Source organism: Pantoea dispersa (assembly GCF_035783935.1).
Taxonomy (GTDB): Bacteria; Pseudomonadota; Gammaproteobacteria; order Enterobacterales; family Enterobacteriaceae; genus Pantoea; species Pantoea dispersa_C.
This window is the reverse complement of sequence record NZ_JALKOV010000003.1, coordinates 285831-305211: the sequence shown is the minus strand read 5'-3', so window position 1 is coordinate 305211 and position 19381 is coordinate 285831. Positions and strand designations below refer to the sequence as shown.

Sequence of the window (19381 nt, the reverse complement as noted above, 5' to 3'; positions counted from 1 at the left end):
TTATTGCAGTCCAAAAGCGCGCAACATGGTGTCCAGCTTCACACCCGTTTCGCGCCATTCTGATTCCGGTTGTGAGTCGGCGACGATGCCAGCGCCGGCAAACAGCCGCACGCGCGTGCCGTTTACCGTTCCGCAGCGAATCGTCACCACCCATTCGCCGTTGCCTTCGCTGTCGCACCAGCCGACGATGCCGCCAAACAGCTGGCGATCAAAAGGTTCCAGCTGCTGAATCAGCTGCTGCGCGCGGGCGTGCGGGAAGCCGCTCAGGGCCGGGGTCGGGTGCAGCAGCGCCGCCAGCGACAGCGCGTTTTCGCGCTCATCCTGCACTTCGCCATCGATTTGCGTCGCCAGGTGCCACAGCGTGGCGGTGGTGATCAGCGACGGCACGGTCGGCACCGACAGCAGGCGACTGCGCGGCTGCAGCGTGCTGCGCATTGCGTCGGTCACCAGCTGATGTTCGTGGCGATCTTTGGCGGAATCCATCAGCGTGTTACCTGCCGCGCGATCGGCGCTGACATCGTCATGATGGCGGCGCGCCGAGCCGGCCAGCGGGCAGGAGCTGAAATCGCGCCCCTGTTTACGCAGCATCAGTTCCGGGCTGGCACCCACCAGCGCACCGCCTTCCGCCAGCGGCAGATGGAAATGGTAGCTATTGGGATTTTGCGCGATCACGCGCTGCATCAGCGCGGCGGTATCCACCGGCTGCTCGGTGACGATATCCATCAGGCGCGACAGCACCACTTTGTCCGGATCGCCGCGCTGGATGGTGGCAACGGCATCGGCCACCATGCGGGTAAATACCGCGTGGTCCGGCACCGCGGTACGCCGCCGCACTGCCGGCAGATCGCTCTGCTGCGCCGGCAGCGCCTGTTGCAGGTCGGCGCGATTAAAGCTCTGCCAGGATTCGGGGATGAACAGCGACGCCGGCTGGCTGACGTCAAACGGAATCGCGCCCACCAGCAGCGGATTGGCGATACCCTGCTTTTTCGCTGCGGCAAAGTGCTGGCGCAGCTGCTGCTGAAAGTCGCCCTGCAGCAGCGCGGCATCGCGCACTGGCGTGTTAATCGTGGTATAGCAGCCCTGGGTGGCCAGGCTGCGCCATGGCGAGGTGAAGAGGAAGCCGCGGCACAGCGCGGAAAAATCCTTCAGCCAGGCATTTTCAAACGTGGAGCTTTCCACCATAATTTTCACCTATAAATGATAAGATTATTAAGAATGATTATCATTTTTATTATGGCCCTGTAACCTACGTCGAAAGGGGCAAAGAGTCAATCCATTGGCGGGATTTACCGTGCTGTCAGACGTAAGCGGCGACTGACGCCGGGCCAGGCAACAAGCGAAAAGGTGGAGCAAAGATTATGAATAAAGGCGGTTTATGGGGCATAGCGGTCCTGCTGTTTTTCATCCAGGTGGTTTCCGGCCAGGCACGGGCCGAACAGGGCTGGCCGCGCAGTATTCAGGGCGCGACCGGAGCCGTCACGCTCAACCAGGCACCGCAGCGCATTGTCTCCACCAGCGTCACGCTGACCGGCTCGCTGCTGGCGATTGACGCGCCGGTCATCGCCTCAGGCGCCACCGCACCGAAAAGCCGGCTGGCCGACGATCAGGGCTTTTTCCGTCAGTGGGGCGAGGTGGCAAAACAGCGCCACGTTAAGCGTCTGTACATTGGTGAGCCGAGCGCCGAGTCGATTGCAGCGCAAGCGCCGGATCTGATCATCGTCAGCGCCACCGGCAATGACTCCGCCCTGAAGCTGGTCAGTCAGCTGTCCGCCATTGCACCCACGCTGGTGGTCAACTACGACGACAAGAGCTGGCAGGATGTGGTTACGCTGCTGGGCCAGGCCACTGGCCATGAAGCGCAGGCGGCGCAGCGCGTTAAAGCGTTCGACGATCGCGAAGCGGCGCTGAAGCAGGCCATTACGCTGCCGCCGCAGCCGGTCTCCGCCATGGTATGGAACGGCGATGGCCGCGCGGTGAACCTGTGGACTGCCGAATCGGCGCAGGGCAAACTGCTGCAGCAGCTCGGTTTTACCCTGGCGCTGCCGCCGGCCGGCACACAACAGGGGCACAGCATGGGCCAGCGCAAAGACATTATTCAGCTCTCCGGCGAGAATCTCGCCGCCAGCCTGACCGGTCACAGCTTCCTGCTGTTTGCCGGGGATGACAACACCGCGCAGTCGGTGCTGAGCAACCCGTTCCTGGCGCAAAACGCGGCGGTGCGCGATAAGCAGGTTTATGCGCTGGGCATCGACACCTTCCGGCTGGATTACTACAGCGCCAGCAATCTGCTGACGCGACTGCAGCAGCTGTTCGTTAAATCATGAGGTCTGCTGCGCCAGCACCGGCGCGGGCGCCTGGTAACGACGTAATCCTTTCATCATCAGCCACATCATGACGCCCAGCAGCGCCGCGGCAAAGCCAAACGCCGCGGCAGCCTGCGCCGGCAGTAGCCACGAACCGAGGGCACCAATCAGCGCCGCACCGATGGCATCGCCGCACACGTTTTGCGCCGTCCACAGACTATTGATGCGGCCCAGCAGATGATCCGGCGTCAGCCGCTGAATCATCGCGTACTGCACCAGGCTGTTAATCGCGCTGAAGTAGCCGAAGCCCGCCAGGCACAGCAGCGCCAGCCACAGCGTCGGCATCAGGCTGAACAGACCCAGCGCGACAAAACCGGCCACGGCGCTGCCCAGCACCAGCCGTCCCGGGCGCGCGGCCTGTTTCAGCCTGCCGCTGGTGAACGCCCCGACGGCGGCCCCGAGCGGCACAGCGGCGTACAGCATGCCGAGCTGGTCGGCGCTCACTGACCAGTGCGGTGCCAGCGCCGGGTACAGCACGCGGATGGCGCTGGCCAGCGTCACCAGCGCGCCGGTCAGCGCCACCATGCCGACCAGCGGACTGGCAAACAGGAACTGCACACCGGTTGCCAGTGCCAGCAGCGGATGCTCGCGCGGCTGCGGAGGCGGTGGCAGCGCAGGCAGCTTCAGCAGCGTCAGTACCGTCAGCAGCGTGCCGAAGGCGGTCAGCCCGTAATTCCACAGCACGCCGCCGTGCGCGATCACCACACCAGCAATCGCCGGCGATAAAATCGAGCCGAAGCGCACCGTCAGCATGGTAATGGCACCGGCCTGCATAATGTTCTCACGACCGACCAGCGCGGGCGTGGCGGCCAGCAGCGCGGTAACGCCAATCGCGCCAAAAAAGCCGTCCCACAGACCGAGCAGATAGACGGCCAGCAGCGAGGGCGCGGGCAACGCGGCGTTAATCGCCAGCGCGACAAAGCCCAGCCCGCAGGTGGTGCGGGCAAACAGGATCAACTTCTTACGCTCATAGCGATCGGCCAGCACGCCGCCGGTCAGCAGTCCGGTAAACATGCCGGCGGCAGACAGCGTGACGGCGAGGCCCACCAGCAGCGGGGAATGGGTCATCTGCTGAATCTGCACCGGCACGGCAACGGCCAGCATGCCGAGCGCCACAATCGAGATAAAACGCGCAATAAACACCGCGCGAAACGCCGCGTGGGTTTTCAGCAGTGAGAGATCGATAAAGTGAGAGGATTTGTTCATTGTTTCGCCTTTTTGCACCAATTTTCCTCATCATCCGCGAGGCGACTCATGGTAACATAGGCAAACGCGAGTAATAACGATAACAAATATCATTATCAAATTACGTTGCACCGCAACGACGTTGAACAGTGAAGGTTTAGAACGCTATGCGCCAGATCCGTGCATTAGCAGGCTCAGGGATTCTGCTTTTGCTCCTCATGGCGCTCAGTCTGATGCTGGGTGCCAAATCAATACCGCTTTCCGATGTGTATCACGCTCTCACCGCTTCCTGCTCCAGCGCGGAGTGCATTATCGTGCGCGATGCGCGCCTGCCGCGCACGCTGGCCGGTCTGCTGGCCGGCGTGTCGCTGGGGCTGGCGGGCGCGCTGATGCAGAGCCTGACGCGTAATCCGCTGGCCGAGCCGGGCATTCTGGGCGTGAACGCCGGTGCCGGTTTCGCCATCGTGCTCGGCATCGCGCTGTTGGGCGCCGACTCACCGCTGCAGTGGCTGACGCTGGCCTTCAGCGGCGCGCTGCTGGCGGCACTGCTCATGACGGTAATTGGCGCGATGGGCGGCGGTCGCGTTAATCCGGTACGCCTGACGCTGGCGGGCGTGGCGCTGGCGGCCGTGCTGGAGGGCTTAACCTCCGGCCTGTCGCTGCTCAATCCGGACATTTACGATCACCTGCGCTTCTGGCAGAGCGGCTCGCTGGATATCCGCGATTTCAGCGTGTTGCGCACCCTGAGCCCGGCGGTGCTGGCCGGCGCGGCGCTGGCGCTGGGGCTGGCGCAGTCGCTGAACAGCCTGAGCATGGGCGGCGATATGGCGGCGGCGCTGGGCACGCGCGTGGTGCGCACGCAACTGCTGGGCCTGCTGGCGATTGCCTTACTGAGCGGCGCGGCGACCGCCGCCGTCGGGCCGATCGCTTTTATCGGCCTGATGACGCCGCATTTTGCCCGCTGGCTGGTGGGCAACGATCACCGCTGGCTGCTGCCGGCGACGGCATTGATCACCCCGGCGCTGCTGCTGGCGGCGGATATTCTGGGGCGGATGATGGTGGCGGGCGAGCTGCGCGTCTCCATCGTCACCGCCATCCTCGGTGCGCCGATGCTGATTTTGCTGGTGCGGCGCCAGCGCGAGCGAGGTGGATTATGACGCGGCGCGCCTGGTTGCATGGCGGCTGGCTGCTAGTCGCGTGTGCGCTGCTGACGTGGCTGGCGCTGACGCGCGGTGCGTTGCCGATTACGGCGGAGCAGGTGTGGCAGGCGCTGCGCGGGCAGGGAGCGGCCAATGTGCAGCTGATTGTGGTGGAGTGGCGTCTGCCGCGCGTGCTGATGGCGCTGTTGATCGGCGCAGCGCTCGGCGTCAGCGGGGCAATTTTTCAGTCGCTGCTGCGCAACCCGCTCGGCAGCCCGGATATTCTCGGCTTCAATACCGGCGCTTACAGCGGCGTGCTGGTGGCGCTGGTGCTGTTTAATCAGAGCATCACCGCCATGACCGGCGCCGCGCTGATCGGCGGTATCGCGACGGCTGCGCTGGTGTATCTGTTCGCCTGGCGCAACGGCGTGGAAACGTTTCGGTTAATCATCGTGGGCATCAGCGTGCGCGCGCTGCTGATGGCGCTCAACGCCTGGCTGATTATCAGCGCTTCGCTGGAGTCGGCGCTCAGCGCCGGGCTGTGGAGCGCCGGATCGCTTAACGGCATCACCTGGGCGAAAACGCCGCCGGTGGTGACGGTGCTGCTGCTGTCGCTGCTGCTGGTGGCGCTACTGACGCGCCGCATGCGTCTGCTGGAGATGGGCGACGACACCGCCTGTGCGCTCGGCGTGCCGGTAGAGCGCAGCCGCCTGTGGCTGATGCTGCTGGGCGTGCTGCTGACTGCGGCTTCCACCGCGCTGGCGGGCCCGATCTCCTTCGTGGCGCTGCTGGCGCCGCAGATTGCGCGCCGGCTGTGCGGCGGTGAAAAAGGCGCATTGTGGCTGGCGGCGCTGTGCGGCGCGCTGCTGTTGTGCGCCGCCGATTATGCCGCGCAGCATCTGTTCCTGCCTTATCAACTGCCGGTTGGCGTGATTACCGTCAGCCTGGGCGGACTCTATCTGATTGCGTTACTGGTGCGGGAGGCGCGACGCCAATGATCGATATTCCTTCACGGCTGTACGGCGAAGGCCTGACGCTGGGTTATGACAAAAAGGTGGTGGCGGAAAATCTGTCGGTGGCGATTCCGCAAGGGGAACTGACGGTAATTATCGGCCCCAACGCCTGCGGCAAATCGACCCTGCTGCGCACCCTCAGCCGCCTGCAGGCACCGCTGAAAGGCGACGTGCTGCTGGATGGCGAAGCGATTGCGCGTTATCCCACCAAAGAGGTGGCGCGCCGTCTTGGCCTGCTGCCGCAGAGTTCGAACGCACCGGCGGGCATCAGCGTGAGCGAACTGGTGGCGCGCGGGCGTTATCCGCATCAGTCGCTGTTTGGCCGCTGGCGCGCAGAGGATGAAGCGGCGGTGCAGCAGGCGATGCTGGCCACCGGCGTGGCGGATCTGGCGCAGCAGCCGGTCGATACCCTGTCCGGCGGGCAGCGTCAGCGCGTCTGGATCGCCATGGTGCTGGCGCAGCAGACGCCACTGCTGCTGCTGGATGAGCCCACCACCTGGCTGGACATTACCCACCAGATTGATTTGCTTGAGCTGATGCAGACGCTGAATCAGCAGCATGGCCGCACGCTGGTGGTGGTGCTGCACGATCTCAATCACGCCTGCCGCTACGCCACCCATCTGATCGCCATGCGTCACGGGAAGATTATTGCCGAGGGCAAGCCGGCCGAGATTGTGACGCCGGCGCTGATTGAGCAGGTATACGGATTACGCTGTGTGATTGTTGAGGATCCGGTGGCGCATACGCCAATGATTGTGCCGCTGGGGCGCGGGCGCTAAGGCGGAAGAAAGGGCTGTGGTGTAAACGTTCTCTGCCATACGGTTCCCTCTCCCGCCGGGAGAGGGTGAGGGCAAAACCGCTACGCCAGCAACTGCTGCAACAGCGGCCCGATCTGCTCAAACATGCGAGGCGAGATAATCTCGACGTGGGCACAATCCATCGGCCACACCGCCAGCTCACCGACATAGGGCGCCCAGGCGCGGCGCGCATCCTGGCCTGGCTGCTGCGTCTGTTCGGCGAGGAATAGCGTAGCGCGGCCGCCGAAGCGTGCGCTGCGCGCCGTGGCCAGCAGGCGCACCGAGCTGGCGTAGTTGGCTTCGATGGTATCGAACATGGCCCGCATCTCTTCACCGGCCTGATGGCGCTGCGCGGCAATAAACTGTTCGCGCTCGCGATTCACCTCCTCCAGCACCGCCGGATCCAGCACATTCTCGCCGCGCTTCTCATCCCAGTTCTGCGTTTCCGGCGGCCAGGTGTCGAGCAGGCCGAGGAACGCCACTTCTTCTCCCGCCGCTTCCAGCCGGGCAGCAATGCCCTGCGCCAGCGTGCCGCCCAGTGAGTAGCCGAGGAAATAGTATGGCCCATGCGGTTGTACCTCGCGCAGCGTGCGCAGATGCGCCTCGCAGACCTCCTCGAGGTGCGTGCTCTGGTTCAGCGGTCCCTGCGTGTCAGGCGACTGGACGCCGACCAGTGACCAGCGCTGATCAAGATAACGCTGCAGCACGCTGAATTGCCACGCGAAGCCGGACGCCGGGTGGAAGCAGAACAGCGTCGGCCCGTTGCCTTTACGCAGCGGCAGCAGCGTTTCAAAGCCCGCCTGCTGATGGGATTGTCCATCCCTCAGCAGTGCCGCCAGTTTTTCTACCGTCGGGGCGATCATGATCTGTCCGACCGAGACCGGCTGCTGTAATTCGCGGCGCAGCTGTGCGGCCAGGCGCATTGCCAGCAGCGAATGGCCACCGAGCGCAAAGAAATCATCCTGCGCGCCGATCGTGTCGCAGGCCAGCAACCGGCAGAATGCCGCGGCCAACGTGCTTTCCAGGCCGGGCGACGGTGCGCGTCCCTGGCGCTGCGTGGTGCTCTGCGGCAGCGGCAGCGCTTTGCGATCCAGTTTGCCGTTGCTGCTGAGCGGCAGCGCCTCCAGCTGGACGATGGCCACCGGCACCATGTGCGCCGGCAGCTGCTGCGCCAGCGCGTGACGCAGCGCGTCGCCCTCCACCGGCTGCGGCGCCACCACGTAGCCCACCAGCTGTCGCGCATCGCCCTGTGCCGTCGCACTGCCCAGCACCACCGCATGCGTCACCGCCTGCTCAATGCCGGGCTGGGCGCACAGCGCATGATCGATTTCGTTCAGCTCAATGCGCTGCCCGCGAATCTTCAGCTGGTCATCGCTGCGGCCAAGGTACTCCACCGCGCCGTTATCCAGCCAGCGCGCCACGTCGCCGGTCAGGTACATGCGCTCGCCAGCAGCGAACGGGTCGGCAATGAAGCGGCTGGCGGTCAGTTCCGGCCGGTTGAGGTAACCGTGCGCCAGCTGAATGCCGGTGAGATAAAGATCGCCGGCCACGCCCGGCGGCACCGGCTGCATCTGCGCATCCAGAATGCGCAGGCCGGTGTTCCACACCGGGAAGCCAATCGGCACGCTCGGGCCGTCAACGGCCGCCAGCGCTGCGCCATACGCCGGATACCAGCTGACATCAACGGCCGCTTCGGTCGGCCCGTACAGATTGTGCAGCGGCACGCGGGTTAATGTTTCCCAGCTGCGCGACAGATCGGTCGGCAGCGCTTCACCGCTGCAAAACACATTGCGCAGGCTGGCGCAGCACGCTATCGCGGCCGGGTGATCGAGCGCCGCGACAAAGGCCGCCAGCATCGAGGGTACGAAATGCGTGGTGGTGACTTTGTAGCGGGCAAACAGTTGCTGTAGCGCTTCCGGATCGCGGTGCGCATCCGGCGGTGCCATCACCAGCTGCGCGCCGACCAGCAGCGGCCAGAAGAATTCCCAGACGGAGACATCAAAGCTGGCCGGCGTTTTCTGCAGCACCACGTCATCCGCCTGCAGCGGATAGCGATCCTGCATCCACAGCAGGCGGTTGACGATCGCCTGATGACCGACCAGCACGCCTTTCGGCCGGCCGGTAGAGCCAGAGGTATAGATGATGTAGGCGCCATCCTGCGGCGTCGGCGCGCTGGCCGGTGCCGGCGCATTTTCCGTGCGGTACAGCGTGTCAAAGGGCAGCTGACTGACCGGCGCGATGGCGTGGAAGCGGGCACTGAGCGCGGTAGCGGTAATCAGTATTTTGGGCGCGGCGTCTTCCAGCATCAGCTGTAAACGCTCGTCCGGATAACCGGTATCCAGCGGCAGATAAGCGGCCCCGAGCGCCACAATCGCCTGCAGCGCCAGCGACAGTTGCACCGAACGCGGCAGCGCCACGGCGACGATATCGCCATGCTGCACGCCGGCCGCGCTGAGATCGGCCGCCAGCGCAAATACCTGCTGCTGCATCTGGCGGTAAGTTAGCTGGTGCTGCGCATCGGCCAGCGCCGGCGCGTCCGGCGTGCGCCGCGCCTGCTGCGCCAGCAGCGACCCCAGGGTTTCGGCCGGCAGCGGATGCGCGGTCTGATTGATGGCGGCGATCTGCTGCTGCTCCGCTGGCGTCAGCAGATCGAGCTCGCCCAGTGCGCGCTGCGGCTGCGCGGCCAGCTGGCTGAGCAGCAGGGCAAAGCGGCTGGCGTGGCGCTGTAGCGTATCGGCGGTATAACGCTGGGCGTTCGCCAGCAGCTCCAGCGTCAGTTCGCCCTGCTCGCTGAGGTAAATGGCGATCTCCAGATCGCGCACCGGCCCGGAGGCCAGCTGATGTGTGATGCCTTCAACGCCAGCGAAATCGAGCTGGTAGTCAAACATCTTCAGGTTGATCACCGGACCGTACAGCGGATCGCTATCACCGAGGCGGCCGAGGTCGCGCTGCACCTGTTCAGCATCGTAGCGCTGATGACGGCGCATTTTTTTCACTTCCGCCGCCAGCTGCGCGGCGAGATCGCCGAGCGTTTGTCCCGGGTGGTAATGCACCGCCATCGGCAGCACGTTGATCACCGGACCGGTAGCGCACAGCGCGGCGGAGCCGATGCGGCGCATAAAGATGAAGCCGGCAGCAAAATCGTTTTGTCCGCTGAGACGAGCCAGCCACAGCGCCACCAGCGCAAAGGCCAGATCGGCGGCGCTATTCTGCGGATGCTGGCTGACCAGCGTGTGGAAACGGTGACGATCCAGCGTGACGCTGTGGCGCAGCAGATCGGTGCTGGCGCTCTGACCAGCCAGCGGCAGCGGCGACAGCGAGGCGGGCGCGGGCAGAGCGCGGCCTTTTTCGCGCCAGAACTCGCCGTCACGGGCGTAAGAGGCTGACTGCTGATAGCGCTGATACTCGTCAACCACGGCGCTGAACGGAATAAACGGCGTTGGCTCTGGCGTCTGCTGCTGTACGGCGGCGCTGTACAGATTGGCGATGCGGCGCGTCAGCGCGGTAAAACTGAAGCCATCCACCACCAGATGGTGATAGCGCTGATACCAGAACCAGTGCTGCTCGCCGAGGCGGAACAGGCGATGGTGCCACAGCGGCGCGCCGCTCAGCACGCGCAGGTCGCCCTGCATATCGGCGCGCATCTGTGCGCGCGCAACGGCGGCGGCATCCGCTTCGCCGCGCAGGTCAACGATGTCTGGCAGGCTGAAGGTCTGCGGCTGCGGCCACTGCAGCGGCTCGCCGTCGATTTCGCCGAACGCCATATTCAGGGTATCGGCTTCCTGCATGCCATCGACGATGGCCTGTGCCAGCAGCGCGCTGTTGATGTCACCGCGCAGCTCGATAAAGTGCGCCACTGCATAGGCGTTGTGATGGCGGCTGAGCTGGTCGGCGATCCAGATGCCAGGCTGGGCCGCGACCAGCGGCAGCGTTTGTTGGTCAATCATTGTGTCGTTCATCAGAAATTTTACTGTCGCTCCGGTTCACGTCTGACGTGATGAATGAGTCTGGATTGCGCCACAAAGCTTGCAGACCGTCGAGCAGGCCACCGCGCCAGCACAGCGCGTCATGGCCGCCCTCTACCGGCTGGTAATGTACCTGATAGCCGGCAGCGGTAAGTTGTTGTTGTAATTGTTGGTTGGCTTGCAGGATCAGCCCTTCACGCCGTCCGGCCTCCAGCCAGAAACGCAGCGGCTGACGGGGTGCCAGGCCGTTATCCAGCGCCTGCAACAGCCAGCCGTGCGGGTTACCGCGTTCCGGCCACCAGAACGAACCGGACAGGCTGAGCGCGTTGCCAAAGGTGTGCGGAAAGTGCAGCGCGGCAAACACCGCGGCCAGTCCGCCGAAGCTTTGTCCGGCGACCAGCGTACGCGCCGGCTGCGCATCGTACGGCATCCAGCGCGCCACCTGCGGCAGCAGCTCCTGCTGTACCGCCTGCCAGAACTGGGGATTGCACGGCAGCTCGCGGCTGCGGTGTTCGCGATCGATGATGTCGATAAACAGGTAGACCGCCGGCGGCAGTTGGCCGGCAGCGGTCAGCTGCTGCAGCGGGCCGGCGATCGGCATCTGCTGCGCCCAGAACTGGCCATCAAGCAGAATCGCCAGCGGACGCGTGCCGTGCTGCGCCTCGCCGGTGGCGTACAGCCACACCCGGCGCGAATTGCCGAGCAGCGCGCTGTCCCACTGTTGCACCTGCAGCGTCAGCGCCGGTGCGCGGCCTTCATCCACCGCGCGCCACACCTGCTGGTCGGGCGCATCAGGCAGGTGCAGCGGTGACACGCCCATACCGCGTCCGCCGGACCAGCTACGCAGCGGATTGAGCGCATCGGCCTGCGCGGTGGGGAATTTTTCGCGCCACCAGTGGCGCAGCGCAGACATGTCAGCCTCGCCGCTGAAATCGCTGGCCTGCCGGTCCGGCATCAGGCAATAGCTGCCACGCCAGTGCGACGGCAACACGGTTTGCCAGTACCAGACATCGCTCCCGGCCACGCGCATCAGCGATTGCGGCGGGCGCCGCTGGTGGTGATCGGTCACGCCGGTGATGTTGATCCACACGCGCTCGGTGCGGGAGGTGGTTTCACTGCCTTGCGGATCGCGCCAGAAGAAGGTCACCAGACAGGTGCCATCCTGCTGCGGTTCGATGCGCGGAATGCCCTGAGTCTGTTGCTCCTGCCACCAGGCTTCGCTACCAATTCTCTCGTTTCGCCAGGTCATAGGGGCTGCCAGTTGCCGTCTGTACGGGGAGGTTTACATAGAGTTGATAAATAATACTATTGATAATTATTTGCATTTGCAATAGGGTGACTGCGCTCAAAATGAGCACGCACGTTCCGTCTGGCACCCGGTTTTTTACCGGGATTGCGCAAAGGATGGCTCTGCCAGGTGTGAACAGTGGCGTGATAAAGACAGGGATCTTCTCACCGGCTCGCCAGTCACTCCGCTGTGGCGCAGAACTGGCCTTCCAGGAATGAAAAAAATGAAGCATTACTCGCGGTTAACCTTCGCTATTTTGATTGAACTGGGGCTCAGCGCCTCATTGCTCTCCGGCAATGCCTGGGCAGCAGAGACTTCCGGCAAGACCACTTCCAGCAATACCTCTTCTCCCGACGCCAGTGCGATTGACGGCGGCACCTTGATGGTGACGGCCCAGCAGCAGACGCTGCAGGCACCGGGGGTTTCCACCATCACCGCCGATGAGATCAAAAAGCATCCGCCGGCGCGCAATGTTTCAGAAATTATCCGTACCATGCCAGGCGTCAACCTGACCGGCAACTCGACCAGCGGCCAGCGCGGCAACAACCGGCAGATCGATATTCGCGGCATGGGACCGGAAAACACGCTGATCATGGTGGACGGCATGCCGATCACCAGCCGTAACTCAGTGCGTCTCGGCTGGCGCGGCGAACGTGACACGCGTGGCGATACCAACTGGGTGCCGCCGGAAATGATCGATCACATCGACGTGATTCGCGGGCCGGCCGCGGTGCGCTACGGTAACGGCGCGGCGGGCGGGGTGGTGAATATCATCACTAAAAAGTACAGCGATCAGCAGTGGCACGGTTCGTGGAACACCTACTTCAACGCGCCGGAACACAAATCGGAAGGGGCGACCAAACGCACTAACTTCAGCCTCGAAGGGCCGCTGGGCGACGACTTCAACTTCCGGCTGTACGGCGGCTTAGCCAAAACCCAGGCCGATGCCTACGACATCAATGAAGGGCATGCGGCAGCGCGCACCGGCAGCTATGCTGGCAGCTACCCGGCAGGCCGCGAAGGTTCGGTAAACAAAGACATCAATGCGTTGCTGAGCTGGGCGTTTGCGCCGATGCAGACGCTGGAACTGCAGGCCGGTTACAGCCGTCAGGGCAACCTGTACGCGGGCGACACGCAGAACACCAATACCAACGCACTGGTGAAAAGCCTGTACGGCGATGAAACCAACCGTCTGTATCGCCAGAACATCTCGCTGAAATGGACCGGTGCGTGGGATAACGGCGTCAGCACCAGCAGCTGGGCGCGCTACGAGAAAACCCGCAATTCGCGCATCAATGAAGGTCTGGCGGGCGGCACGGAAGGGATCTTCTCCAACAGCGGGTTCAACACCATTCAGCTGGATGATGTGCTGCTGCACAGTGAAATCAGCCTGCCGTTTGAGCTGGGCGTCAACCAGACCGCGACGTTCGGCACCGAATGGAACCAGCAGCGCATGAAGGATCCTTCGTCCACCACTCAGGCCGCCAGCAACGGTGCCGTGCCGGGCATCGCCAGCACCGGCCGCAGCCCGTATGCCCAGGCAGAAATTTTCTCCCTGTTTGCTGAAGACAACATGGAGCTGACCGACAGCACCATGCTGACGCCAGCGCTGCGCTTCGATCATCACTCCATCGTCGGCAACAACTGGAGCCCGTCGCTCAACCTGTCACAGGGGCTGGGCGATGACTTCACGCTGAAGATGGGTATTGGCCGGGCCTACAAAGCGCCGAGTCTCTATCAGACGAACCCGAACTATCTGCTGTACAGCAACGGCCAGGGCTGTGCTGCCAGCACCGGTGCCTGCTATCTGCAGGGCAATCCGGATCTGAAGGCGGAAAACAGCATCAATAAAGAGATTGGGCTGGAGTGGAAACATGAAGGTTATCAGGCCGGTCTGACCTGGTTCCGCAACGACTACCGCAACAAGATCGAAGCCGGTTATGCGCCTGCGGGCAAAGCCTCTAACGGCAGCACGGATATTTATCGCTGGGAGAACGTGCCGAAAGCGGTGGTGGAAGGGCTGGAAGGCACGGTGAATGTGCCGTTCTCTGACAGCGTGATGTGGAATAACAACTTCACCTACATGCTGCAGAGCAAGAACAAGGAGACCGGCGATCGTCTGTCGATCATCCCGGAGTATACGCTGAACTCGACGCTGAGCTGGCAGGCAACGCAGGCTCTGTCGCTGCAAACCACCCTGACGTGGTACGGCACCCAGACGCCGAAGAAGTATGACTACAAAGGGCAGCCGGTGACCGGCAGCGCCACCGACAAAGTCAGTCCGTACTCGATTGTCGGCCTGAGCGGTACTTACGACATCAACAAGTACGCCAGCGTGACGCTGGGCATCGATAACCTGTTCGATAAGCGCCACTTCCGTGAGGGCAATGCGCAGACCACAGGCAACGCCAACACCGGCGCTTATCTGTACGGTGCCGGCGCCAATACCTATAACGAATCAGGCCGTACCTACTTTATGAGCCTTAACACCCACTTCTGACGGCGTTCAGCCAATCAACTGAACAGGCAAACAGCAGCGGGCAATCAGTCCGCTGCTGTCTTCACGGTTCACCAGTTCCAGCCTGCCGCGATGCATCTGCACGATGCGCAGCACAATATTCAGGCCCAGACCGCTGCCGCCATAGCGCTGATCGCGCCGGCGGAATGCCTGCGTCAGCTCTTCCGCCGCGTCGGCATCAATTCCTGGCCCCTGATCCCACACCTCAACCCAGACCTGCTGCTGCGCCTGGTGCAGCTTCACCTGCACGCTGCTGCCTTCCGGACTGTAGCGCGATGCGTTCTCCAGCAGGTTGCGCAGCATCAGGCGCAGCAGCACCGCTTCACCCTGCTGCGGCACCTCGTCGCCGTCTGGCCAGTGAAGCGTCTGCTGACGCTGGGCGTACAGCTCCGCCATTTCCGGCATCAGCGGCTGCATGATGTCGTGCTGCCACTGCAGCTGCTGATAGTGGCCGCCCGCCAGCGCCTGACCGGCGCGCGACAGCATCAGCAACTGTTCGACGGTGTGCATCAGCTGGTCGATGCGCTCAATCAGCATGGCGCTTTGCGGCACCTGCTGCTGGTGCAGGAGTTCGAGATGCAGACGCAGCCCGGCCAGCGGCGTACGCAGCTCGTGCGCGGCGTCGGCGGTAAATAATCGCTCCTGCTGCAAGGTGTGGTCGAGACGCGAAAACAGCTGATTGATGGAGGAGGTGACCGCAACGATCTCATCCATTTCAGAGTAGACCGGCAGCGGCGTCAGGTTATCGGCCGAGCGGTGGGCGAGGCTGTCCTGCAGGGATTTTAGCGGACGAATAATCCAGTTGATGGCCCAGAACGACAGCAGCAGCGTCAGGCACACCATCACCAGCGAAGGCAGCAGCAGCGAGGCGATGGCCTCACGGATCTCATTCTCCACCCGATCGTTACGCGCCTGGGCCGACAGGGTTTCATTGACGAGGAAACTGATCTGTTCGCGGCTTTCATGCCACAGCCAGATGGCGCTCATCACCTGGCAGGTGAGGAGAATCAGCGCCAGCATGATCAGTAACCGCTGACGCATGCTGTTCATTCGCGCAGTTCCAGCCGGTAACCGACGCCGCGCACGGTTTTGATGCGATCTTTCCCCAGCTTACGGCGCAGATTGTGAATGTGGACTTCTAAGGTGTTGGAGCCGGGATCGTCATTCCAGCTGTACAGATCCTGCTGCAGCGTTTCGCGGTGCACATTCTGGCCAACGCGCATCAGCAGGCGCGTCAGCAGCGCGAACTCTTTCGGCGTGATCTCCAGCGGCTGATTCTCCAGCAGCACCTGCTGTGAGCTGAGGTTGAGCGTCAGATCGCCCTGCTGCAGCAGGTTATCGCTGTGTCCCTGATAGCGGCGAATCAGCGCGCGCACCCGCGCCTGCAGCTCCGCCAGCGCAAACGGCTTGACCAGGTAATCATCAGCACCGGCGTCCAGCCCGTCAACGCGATCTTCCAGCGCATCGCGCGCCGTCAGGATCAGCACCGGCACGGCGATGCCGTCGCGCCGCCACTGGCGCAGCAGCGTGGCCCCATCGCGATCCGGCAGGCCCAGATCCAGCACGATCAGGCTGTACTGGCTGCTGCGCAGCAGCGCGTTGCTCTCCGCCGCGCTGCCGGCACAATCCACGGCGTAGCCCTGGCTGCTCAGCGCCTGCGCCAGGCCCGATTGCAATAACGCATCATCTTCAACGATCAACAGTTTCATTAGTTGTTCTTGTTAATGTCGGTATAGAGACGGCTCTCAAAGCGCACCAGCGGAATACGGCGCGTTTTCTGATCTTCCGGCGGCACCGCATAGCCAGAAAGGAACTGGACAAAGGCCACGCGCGCGCCGCTCGATGTCGTAATGAACCCAGCCAGATTATAGACGCCCTGCAGCGAACCGGTTTTCGCCGACACTTTGCCATCCAGTCCCGCTTCGTGCAGACCGCCGCGATACTGCAACGTGCCGTCATAGCCCGCCAGCGGCAGCATCGAAATATAATTCAGCGTGGCATCGTTTTTAGCGATGAACTGCAGCACCTGCATCATGGTATCCGGCGCGATCAGGTCGTGACGCGACAGGCCGGAGCCATCAACCTGAATGCTGTTGCCGAGATCGACGCCCGCTTTCTCGCGCAGAATGCGTCTGACCGCATCCGAACCGGCGCGGAAAGTACCCGGTACGTTAAAGTAGTGATGGCCGATGGTGCGGAACACGGTATCGGCGATCATGTTGTCCGACTTTTTCAGCATGGTATGCAGCAGGTTGTGCAGCGGTGCGGACTGGGTCGACGCCAGTACCGTGCCCGGCGAAGTCACCTGAGTCTGCCGCACTAAGTGGCCGCTGTAATCAATATCGGCGTCGCGCAGCTGCGCTTTAAGGATTTCCCCAGCCCATGCGGCGCCATCCTGGACGGCAAACGCCAGCGGCAGCGGTTCGGCGCGCTGACGCATACAGCCGGTCAGTGTGTAACGATTGAGCTCGCCGGGCACCACGTCGAGCTCGCAATACTGTCCGTCACCGCTGTTGCGGCCGAGGGTGCGCACCTGGCTGAACATGTGCGCCGGATAGTAAGACGCGATGCGCACAAAGGCGTTTTCGCCCGGCGTGGTGGCGCTGTAGAGCGAAACCGAGAAGCAGTTTTTATCGACAATCGCCGCACCCGGCGGGGCGCTGAAGCACTGGGTCAGATCGTTCCACGGCCAGCCTGGCGCCATGTCATGGCTGGCGAACACCGAGGTGTCGATCACCAGGTTGCCTTTGATATGGTTGATACCCTGCTTTTTCAGCGCCGCGACCATATTGCGCAGATCCTGCCGGCTGAGCGTGGGATCGCCGGCAAAGCGCGCTACCAGGTCACCGTTTAACGTGCCATCGCTGATCGCGCCTTTGGTCTCCAGCGTGGTCTGAAAACGGAAGTCCGGACCCAGCTCCAGCAGCGCCGCCAGTGCGGTGACCACTTTCATGGTACTGGCCGGCAACGCCATCTGTTTGCCGTGATAGTCGATTATCGGGGTGGATGCGCCCACTTTTTGTACCATCAGCGCCAGGTTTGCGCCGTCTGGCAAATACTGCATGTATTCTTCAACGGGGGCTGCTTGTGCCTGCAGCATAAACGCACAGGTTAATCCGGTAACAAGTCGTGAAAATCGCATAATCTCGCGGTAACTGACGGGTGAGGGCGTCAATACTATGTCCCCGGACGGTGCAAAGTAAACAATGACCCACAGGGAACTCTGGGGTAAAATACGTATCAAAATGCAAAACCGATCCCTGACCCGGAAAGCTTTCCGGGTCAGGCTTCTTTTGCTTGTGAAAAGAGGTTACGCGCCGCAGAAGCCGATCTTCTGCTGTCACCGGTCAGGATGACGCCGTTAACCAGGATAGATGACGAGGAGCCAAAATGAATCAGATTCCGATGACGTTGAAAGGCGCTGAGAAGCTGCGTGAAGAGCTGAACGAACTGAAAACCGTTAAGCGTCCGCGCATCATCGCCTCTATCGCCGAAGCCCGTGAGCACGGCGATCTGAAAGAAAATGCCGAATACCACGCCGCGCGCGAAGAACAGGGGTTCTGCGAAGGGCGTATTCAGGAGATCGAAGCCAAACTCTCCAATGCGCAGGTGATTGACGTGACCGCCATGCCGAAAACCGGCCGCGTGATTTTTGGCGCCACGGTGACCGTGCTGAACGTCGATACCGATGAAGAATTTACCTACCGCATCGTGGGCGACGACGAAGCGGACTTTAAACAGAACCTGATTTCCGTGAATTCGCCGATGGCGCGCGGTCTGGTGGGCAAAGAGGCCGATGACGTGGCTATCGTGAAAACCCCGGGCGGCGATGTGGAATATGAAGTACTGAAAGTGGAATACATCTAAGATATTGCTACGCTTTGAAATGCGCAGCTGCATATTGTAAAGAAAGGAAAAAGGCCGCGCTGCGGCCTTTTATCCCATGCAGGAGCATGGCACTTTCTCTGCCCGTTGCATTTACCGTAACGGTACGCTTAACGTGGCAGAGTAATTTTGCGCTCTTTGGCAGGGCGATACAGCACCAGCACGTTGCCGATAACCTGAACGTTGCTTGCTTTGGTTTCACGCACGATAGCATCGACGATCAGCTGCTTGGTTTCACGATCTTCCGAGGCAATTTTCACCTTGATCAATTCGTGATGTTCGAGCGCCAGTTCGATCTCGGCGAGCACGCCTTCGGTCAGGCCATTGCCGCCCAGCATGACAACGGGCTTCAGTGGATGGGCAAGGCCTTTCAGGTGCTGTTTTTGTTTGGTACTCAGATTCATCGTATTTTTTGCTTACTCAGGGATTGAAAACGGTTCATTCTACCGCCATCTCGGGTATATCGCCAAATCAACGCGACCCATTGCGTGCTGATTTATCGCTACGATGACGATTTAACTGGAAATATTATGACGGGTAAAAAGCGTTCGGCCAGTTCCAGTCGCTGGCTTCAGGAACACTTTAGCGATAAATATGTGCAACAGGCACAGAAAAAAGGGTTGCGCTCGCGCGCCTGGTTTAAACTGGATGAAATTCAGCAGGGTGACAAGCTGTTCAGACCCGGCATGACCGTGGTTGACCTGGGCGCGGCGCCCGGCGGCTGGTCGCAATATGTGGTACAACAGATTGGTTCCGGCGGCCGTATTATTGCCTGCGATCTGCTGCCGATGGATCCGATTGTCGGCGTCGACTTTTTGCAGGGCGATTTTCGCGATGAAGCGGTGTTGAAAGCGTTGCTGGAGCGCGTGGGCGACCAGAAAGTGCAGGTGGTGATGTCGGACATGGCGCCGAACATGAGCGGTACGCCTGCGGTCGATATTCCGCGTTCCATGTATTTAGTTGAACTGGCGTTAGAAATGTGTCGGGATGTACTGGCACCTGGCGGCAGTTTTGTAGTGAAAGTGTTTCAGGGAGATGGCTTCGATGAATACCTGCGGGAAATTCGCTCCCTGTTTACGAAAGTGAAAATTCGTAAGCCGGACGCTTCGCGATCACGTTCGCGCGAAGTGTACATTGTGGCGACAGGGCGCAAACTGTAGCCCTTGATATCGGGATCAAAGCAAGGCGAAACGGCGTTTAATCTGATGCGTAATTCTGAGTTTCAGGC

15 protein-coding genes are annotated in these 19381 nt (G+C 62.0%); 7 read left to right on the top strand and 8 right to left on the bottom strand.

Annotated features, from left to right (window positions below; genetic code table 11):
- Positions 1–1182, bottom strand: coding sequence for an isochorismate synthase (locus MXF20_RS08520; RefSeq protein WP_325968798.1), 1182 nt, complete (start codon positions 1180–1182; stop codon positions 1–3).
- Between the two features lie 176 nt (positions 1183–1358).
- Between MXF20_RS08520 and fepB the strand changes: the two genes are divergently transcribed.
- Positions 1359–2324 (top strand): Fe2+-enterobactin ABC transporter substrate-binding protein, encoded by a 966-nt coding sequence (fepB, locus tag MXF20_RS08515; protein WP_325968796.1) that lies wholly within the window; start codon positions 1359–1361, stop codon positions 2322–2324.
- On the opposite strand, the gene entS is transcribed toward fepB, so the two are convergent.
- Positions 2319–3569, bottom strand: coding sequence for an enterobactin transporter EntS (gene entS / locus MXF20_RS08510; RefSeq protein WP_325968794.1), 1251 nt, complete (start codon positions 3567–3569; stop codon positions 2319–2321). The two genes, fepB and entS, sit on opposite strands and share 6 nt — an antisense overlap.
- 146 nt (positions 3570–3715) lie before the next feature.
- On the opposite strand from entS, the gene fepD reads away from it, so the two are divergent.
- From fepD to MXF20_RS08495, 3 genes are read left to right on the top strand one after another with little or no spacing between them, the layout of a single operon-like run.
- Entirely contained in the window at positions 3716–4705 is a 990-nt protein-coding gene (fepD, locus tag MXF20_RS08505; protein WP_325968793.1) for a Fe(3+)-siderophore ABC transporter permease, read from the top strand.
- Complete coding sequence (gene fepG / locus MXF20_RS08500) at positions 4702–5685, top strand: iron-enterobactin ABC transporter permease (protein WP_325968791.1); 984 nt, start codon at positions 4702–4704, stop codon at positions 5683–5685. The genes fepD and fepG overlap by 4 nt, the downstream gene beginning before the upstream one ends.
- On the top strand, positions 5682–6479 hold the full coding sequence (locus MXF20_RS08495) for an ATP-binding cassette domain-containing protein (protein WP_325968790.1): 798 nt from the start codon (positions 5682–5684) through the stop codon (positions 6477–6479). Before fepG ends, MXF20_RS08495 begins: the two co-directional genes overlap by 4 nt.
- 80 nt (positions 6480–6559) lie before the next feature.
- Here the strand turns inward: MXF20_RS08495 and MXF20_RS08490 are convergent, their stop codons facing one another.
- Both MXF20_RS08490 and fes read right to left on the bottom strand, forming a co-directional pair.
- Positions 6560–10444, bottom strand: coding sequence for an enterobactin synthase subunit F (locus MXF20_RS08490; protein ID WP_325968789.1), 3885 nt, complete (start codon positions 10442–10444; stop codon positions 6560–6562).
- Positions 10437–11711, bottom strand: a complete 1275-nt coding sequence (gene fes, locus MXF20_RS08485; RefSeq protein WP_325968787.1) for an enterochelin esterase — start codon at positions 11709–11711, stop codon at positions 10437–10439. Before fes ends, MXF20_RS08490 begins: the two co-directional genes overlap by 8 nt.
- Positions 11712–11973: 262 nt before the next feature.
- Here fes and MXF20_RS08480 point away from each other — a divergent pair, with 262 nt between their 5' ends.
- Positions 11974–14250, top strand: coding sequence for a TonB-dependent siderophore receptor (locus tag MXF20_RS08480; RefSeq protein WP_325968785.1), 2277 nt, complete (start codon positions 11974–11976; stop codon positions 14248–14250).
- 6 nt (positions 14251–14256) lie between these two features.
- On the opposite strand, the gene pmrB is transcribed toward MXF20_RS08480, so the two are convergent.
- From pmrB to dacB, 3 genes are read right to left on the bottom strand one after another with little or no spacing between them, the layout of a single operon-like run.
- The gene (gene pmrB, locus MXF20_RS08475; RefSeq protein WP_325968784.1) at positions 14257–15318 is read right to left on the bottom strand and encodes a two-component system sensor histidine kinase PmrB; all 1062 of its coding nucleotides are present in this window, start codon (positions 15316–15318) and stop codon (positions 14257–14259) included.
- Positions 15315–15977 (bottom strand): two-component system response regulator PmrA, encoded by a 663-nt coding sequence (pmrA, locus tag MXF20_RS08470; protein ID WP_325968782.1) that lies wholly within the window; start codon positions 15975–15977, stop codon positions 15315–15317. Before pmrA ends, pmrB begins: the two co-directional genes overlap by 4 nt.
- Positions 15977–17410 carry a serine-type D-Ala-D-Ala carboxypeptidase gene (dacB, locus tag MXF20_RS08465; protein WP_325968778.1) on the bottom strand — a complete coding sequence of 478 codons (1434 nt, stop codon included), beginning with the start codon at positions 17408–17410 and terminating at the stop codon, positions 15977–15979. The genes pmrA and dacB overlap by 1 nt, the downstream gene beginning before the upstream one ends.
- Before the next feature lie 248 nt (positions 17411–17658).
- Between dacB and greA the strand changes: the two genes are divergently transcribed.
- Positions 17659–18135 (top strand): transcription elongation factor GreA, encoded by a 477-nt coding sequence (greA, locus tag MXF20_RS08460; RefSeq protein ID WP_021507709.1) that lies wholly within the window; start codon positions 17659–17661, stop codon positions 18133–18135.
- Positions 18136–18263: 128 nt separating this feature from the next.
- On the opposite strand, the gene yhbY is transcribed toward greA, so the two are convergent.
- Entirely contained in the window at positions 18264–18557 is a 294-nt protein-coding gene (gene yhbY, locus MXF20_RS08455; protein ID WP_325968777.1) for a ribosome assembly RNA-binding protein YhbY, read from the bottom strand.
- 126 nt (positions 18558–18683) lie between these two features.
- Between yhbY and rlmE the strand changes: the two genes are divergently transcribed.
- Entirely contained in the window at positions 18684–19313 is a 630-nt protein-coding gene (rlmE, locus tag MXF20_RS08450; RefSeq protein WP_325968776.1) for a 23S rRNA (uridine(2552)-2'-O)-methyltransferase RlmE, read from the top strand.
- Positions 19314–19381: the final 68 nt, after the last annotated feature.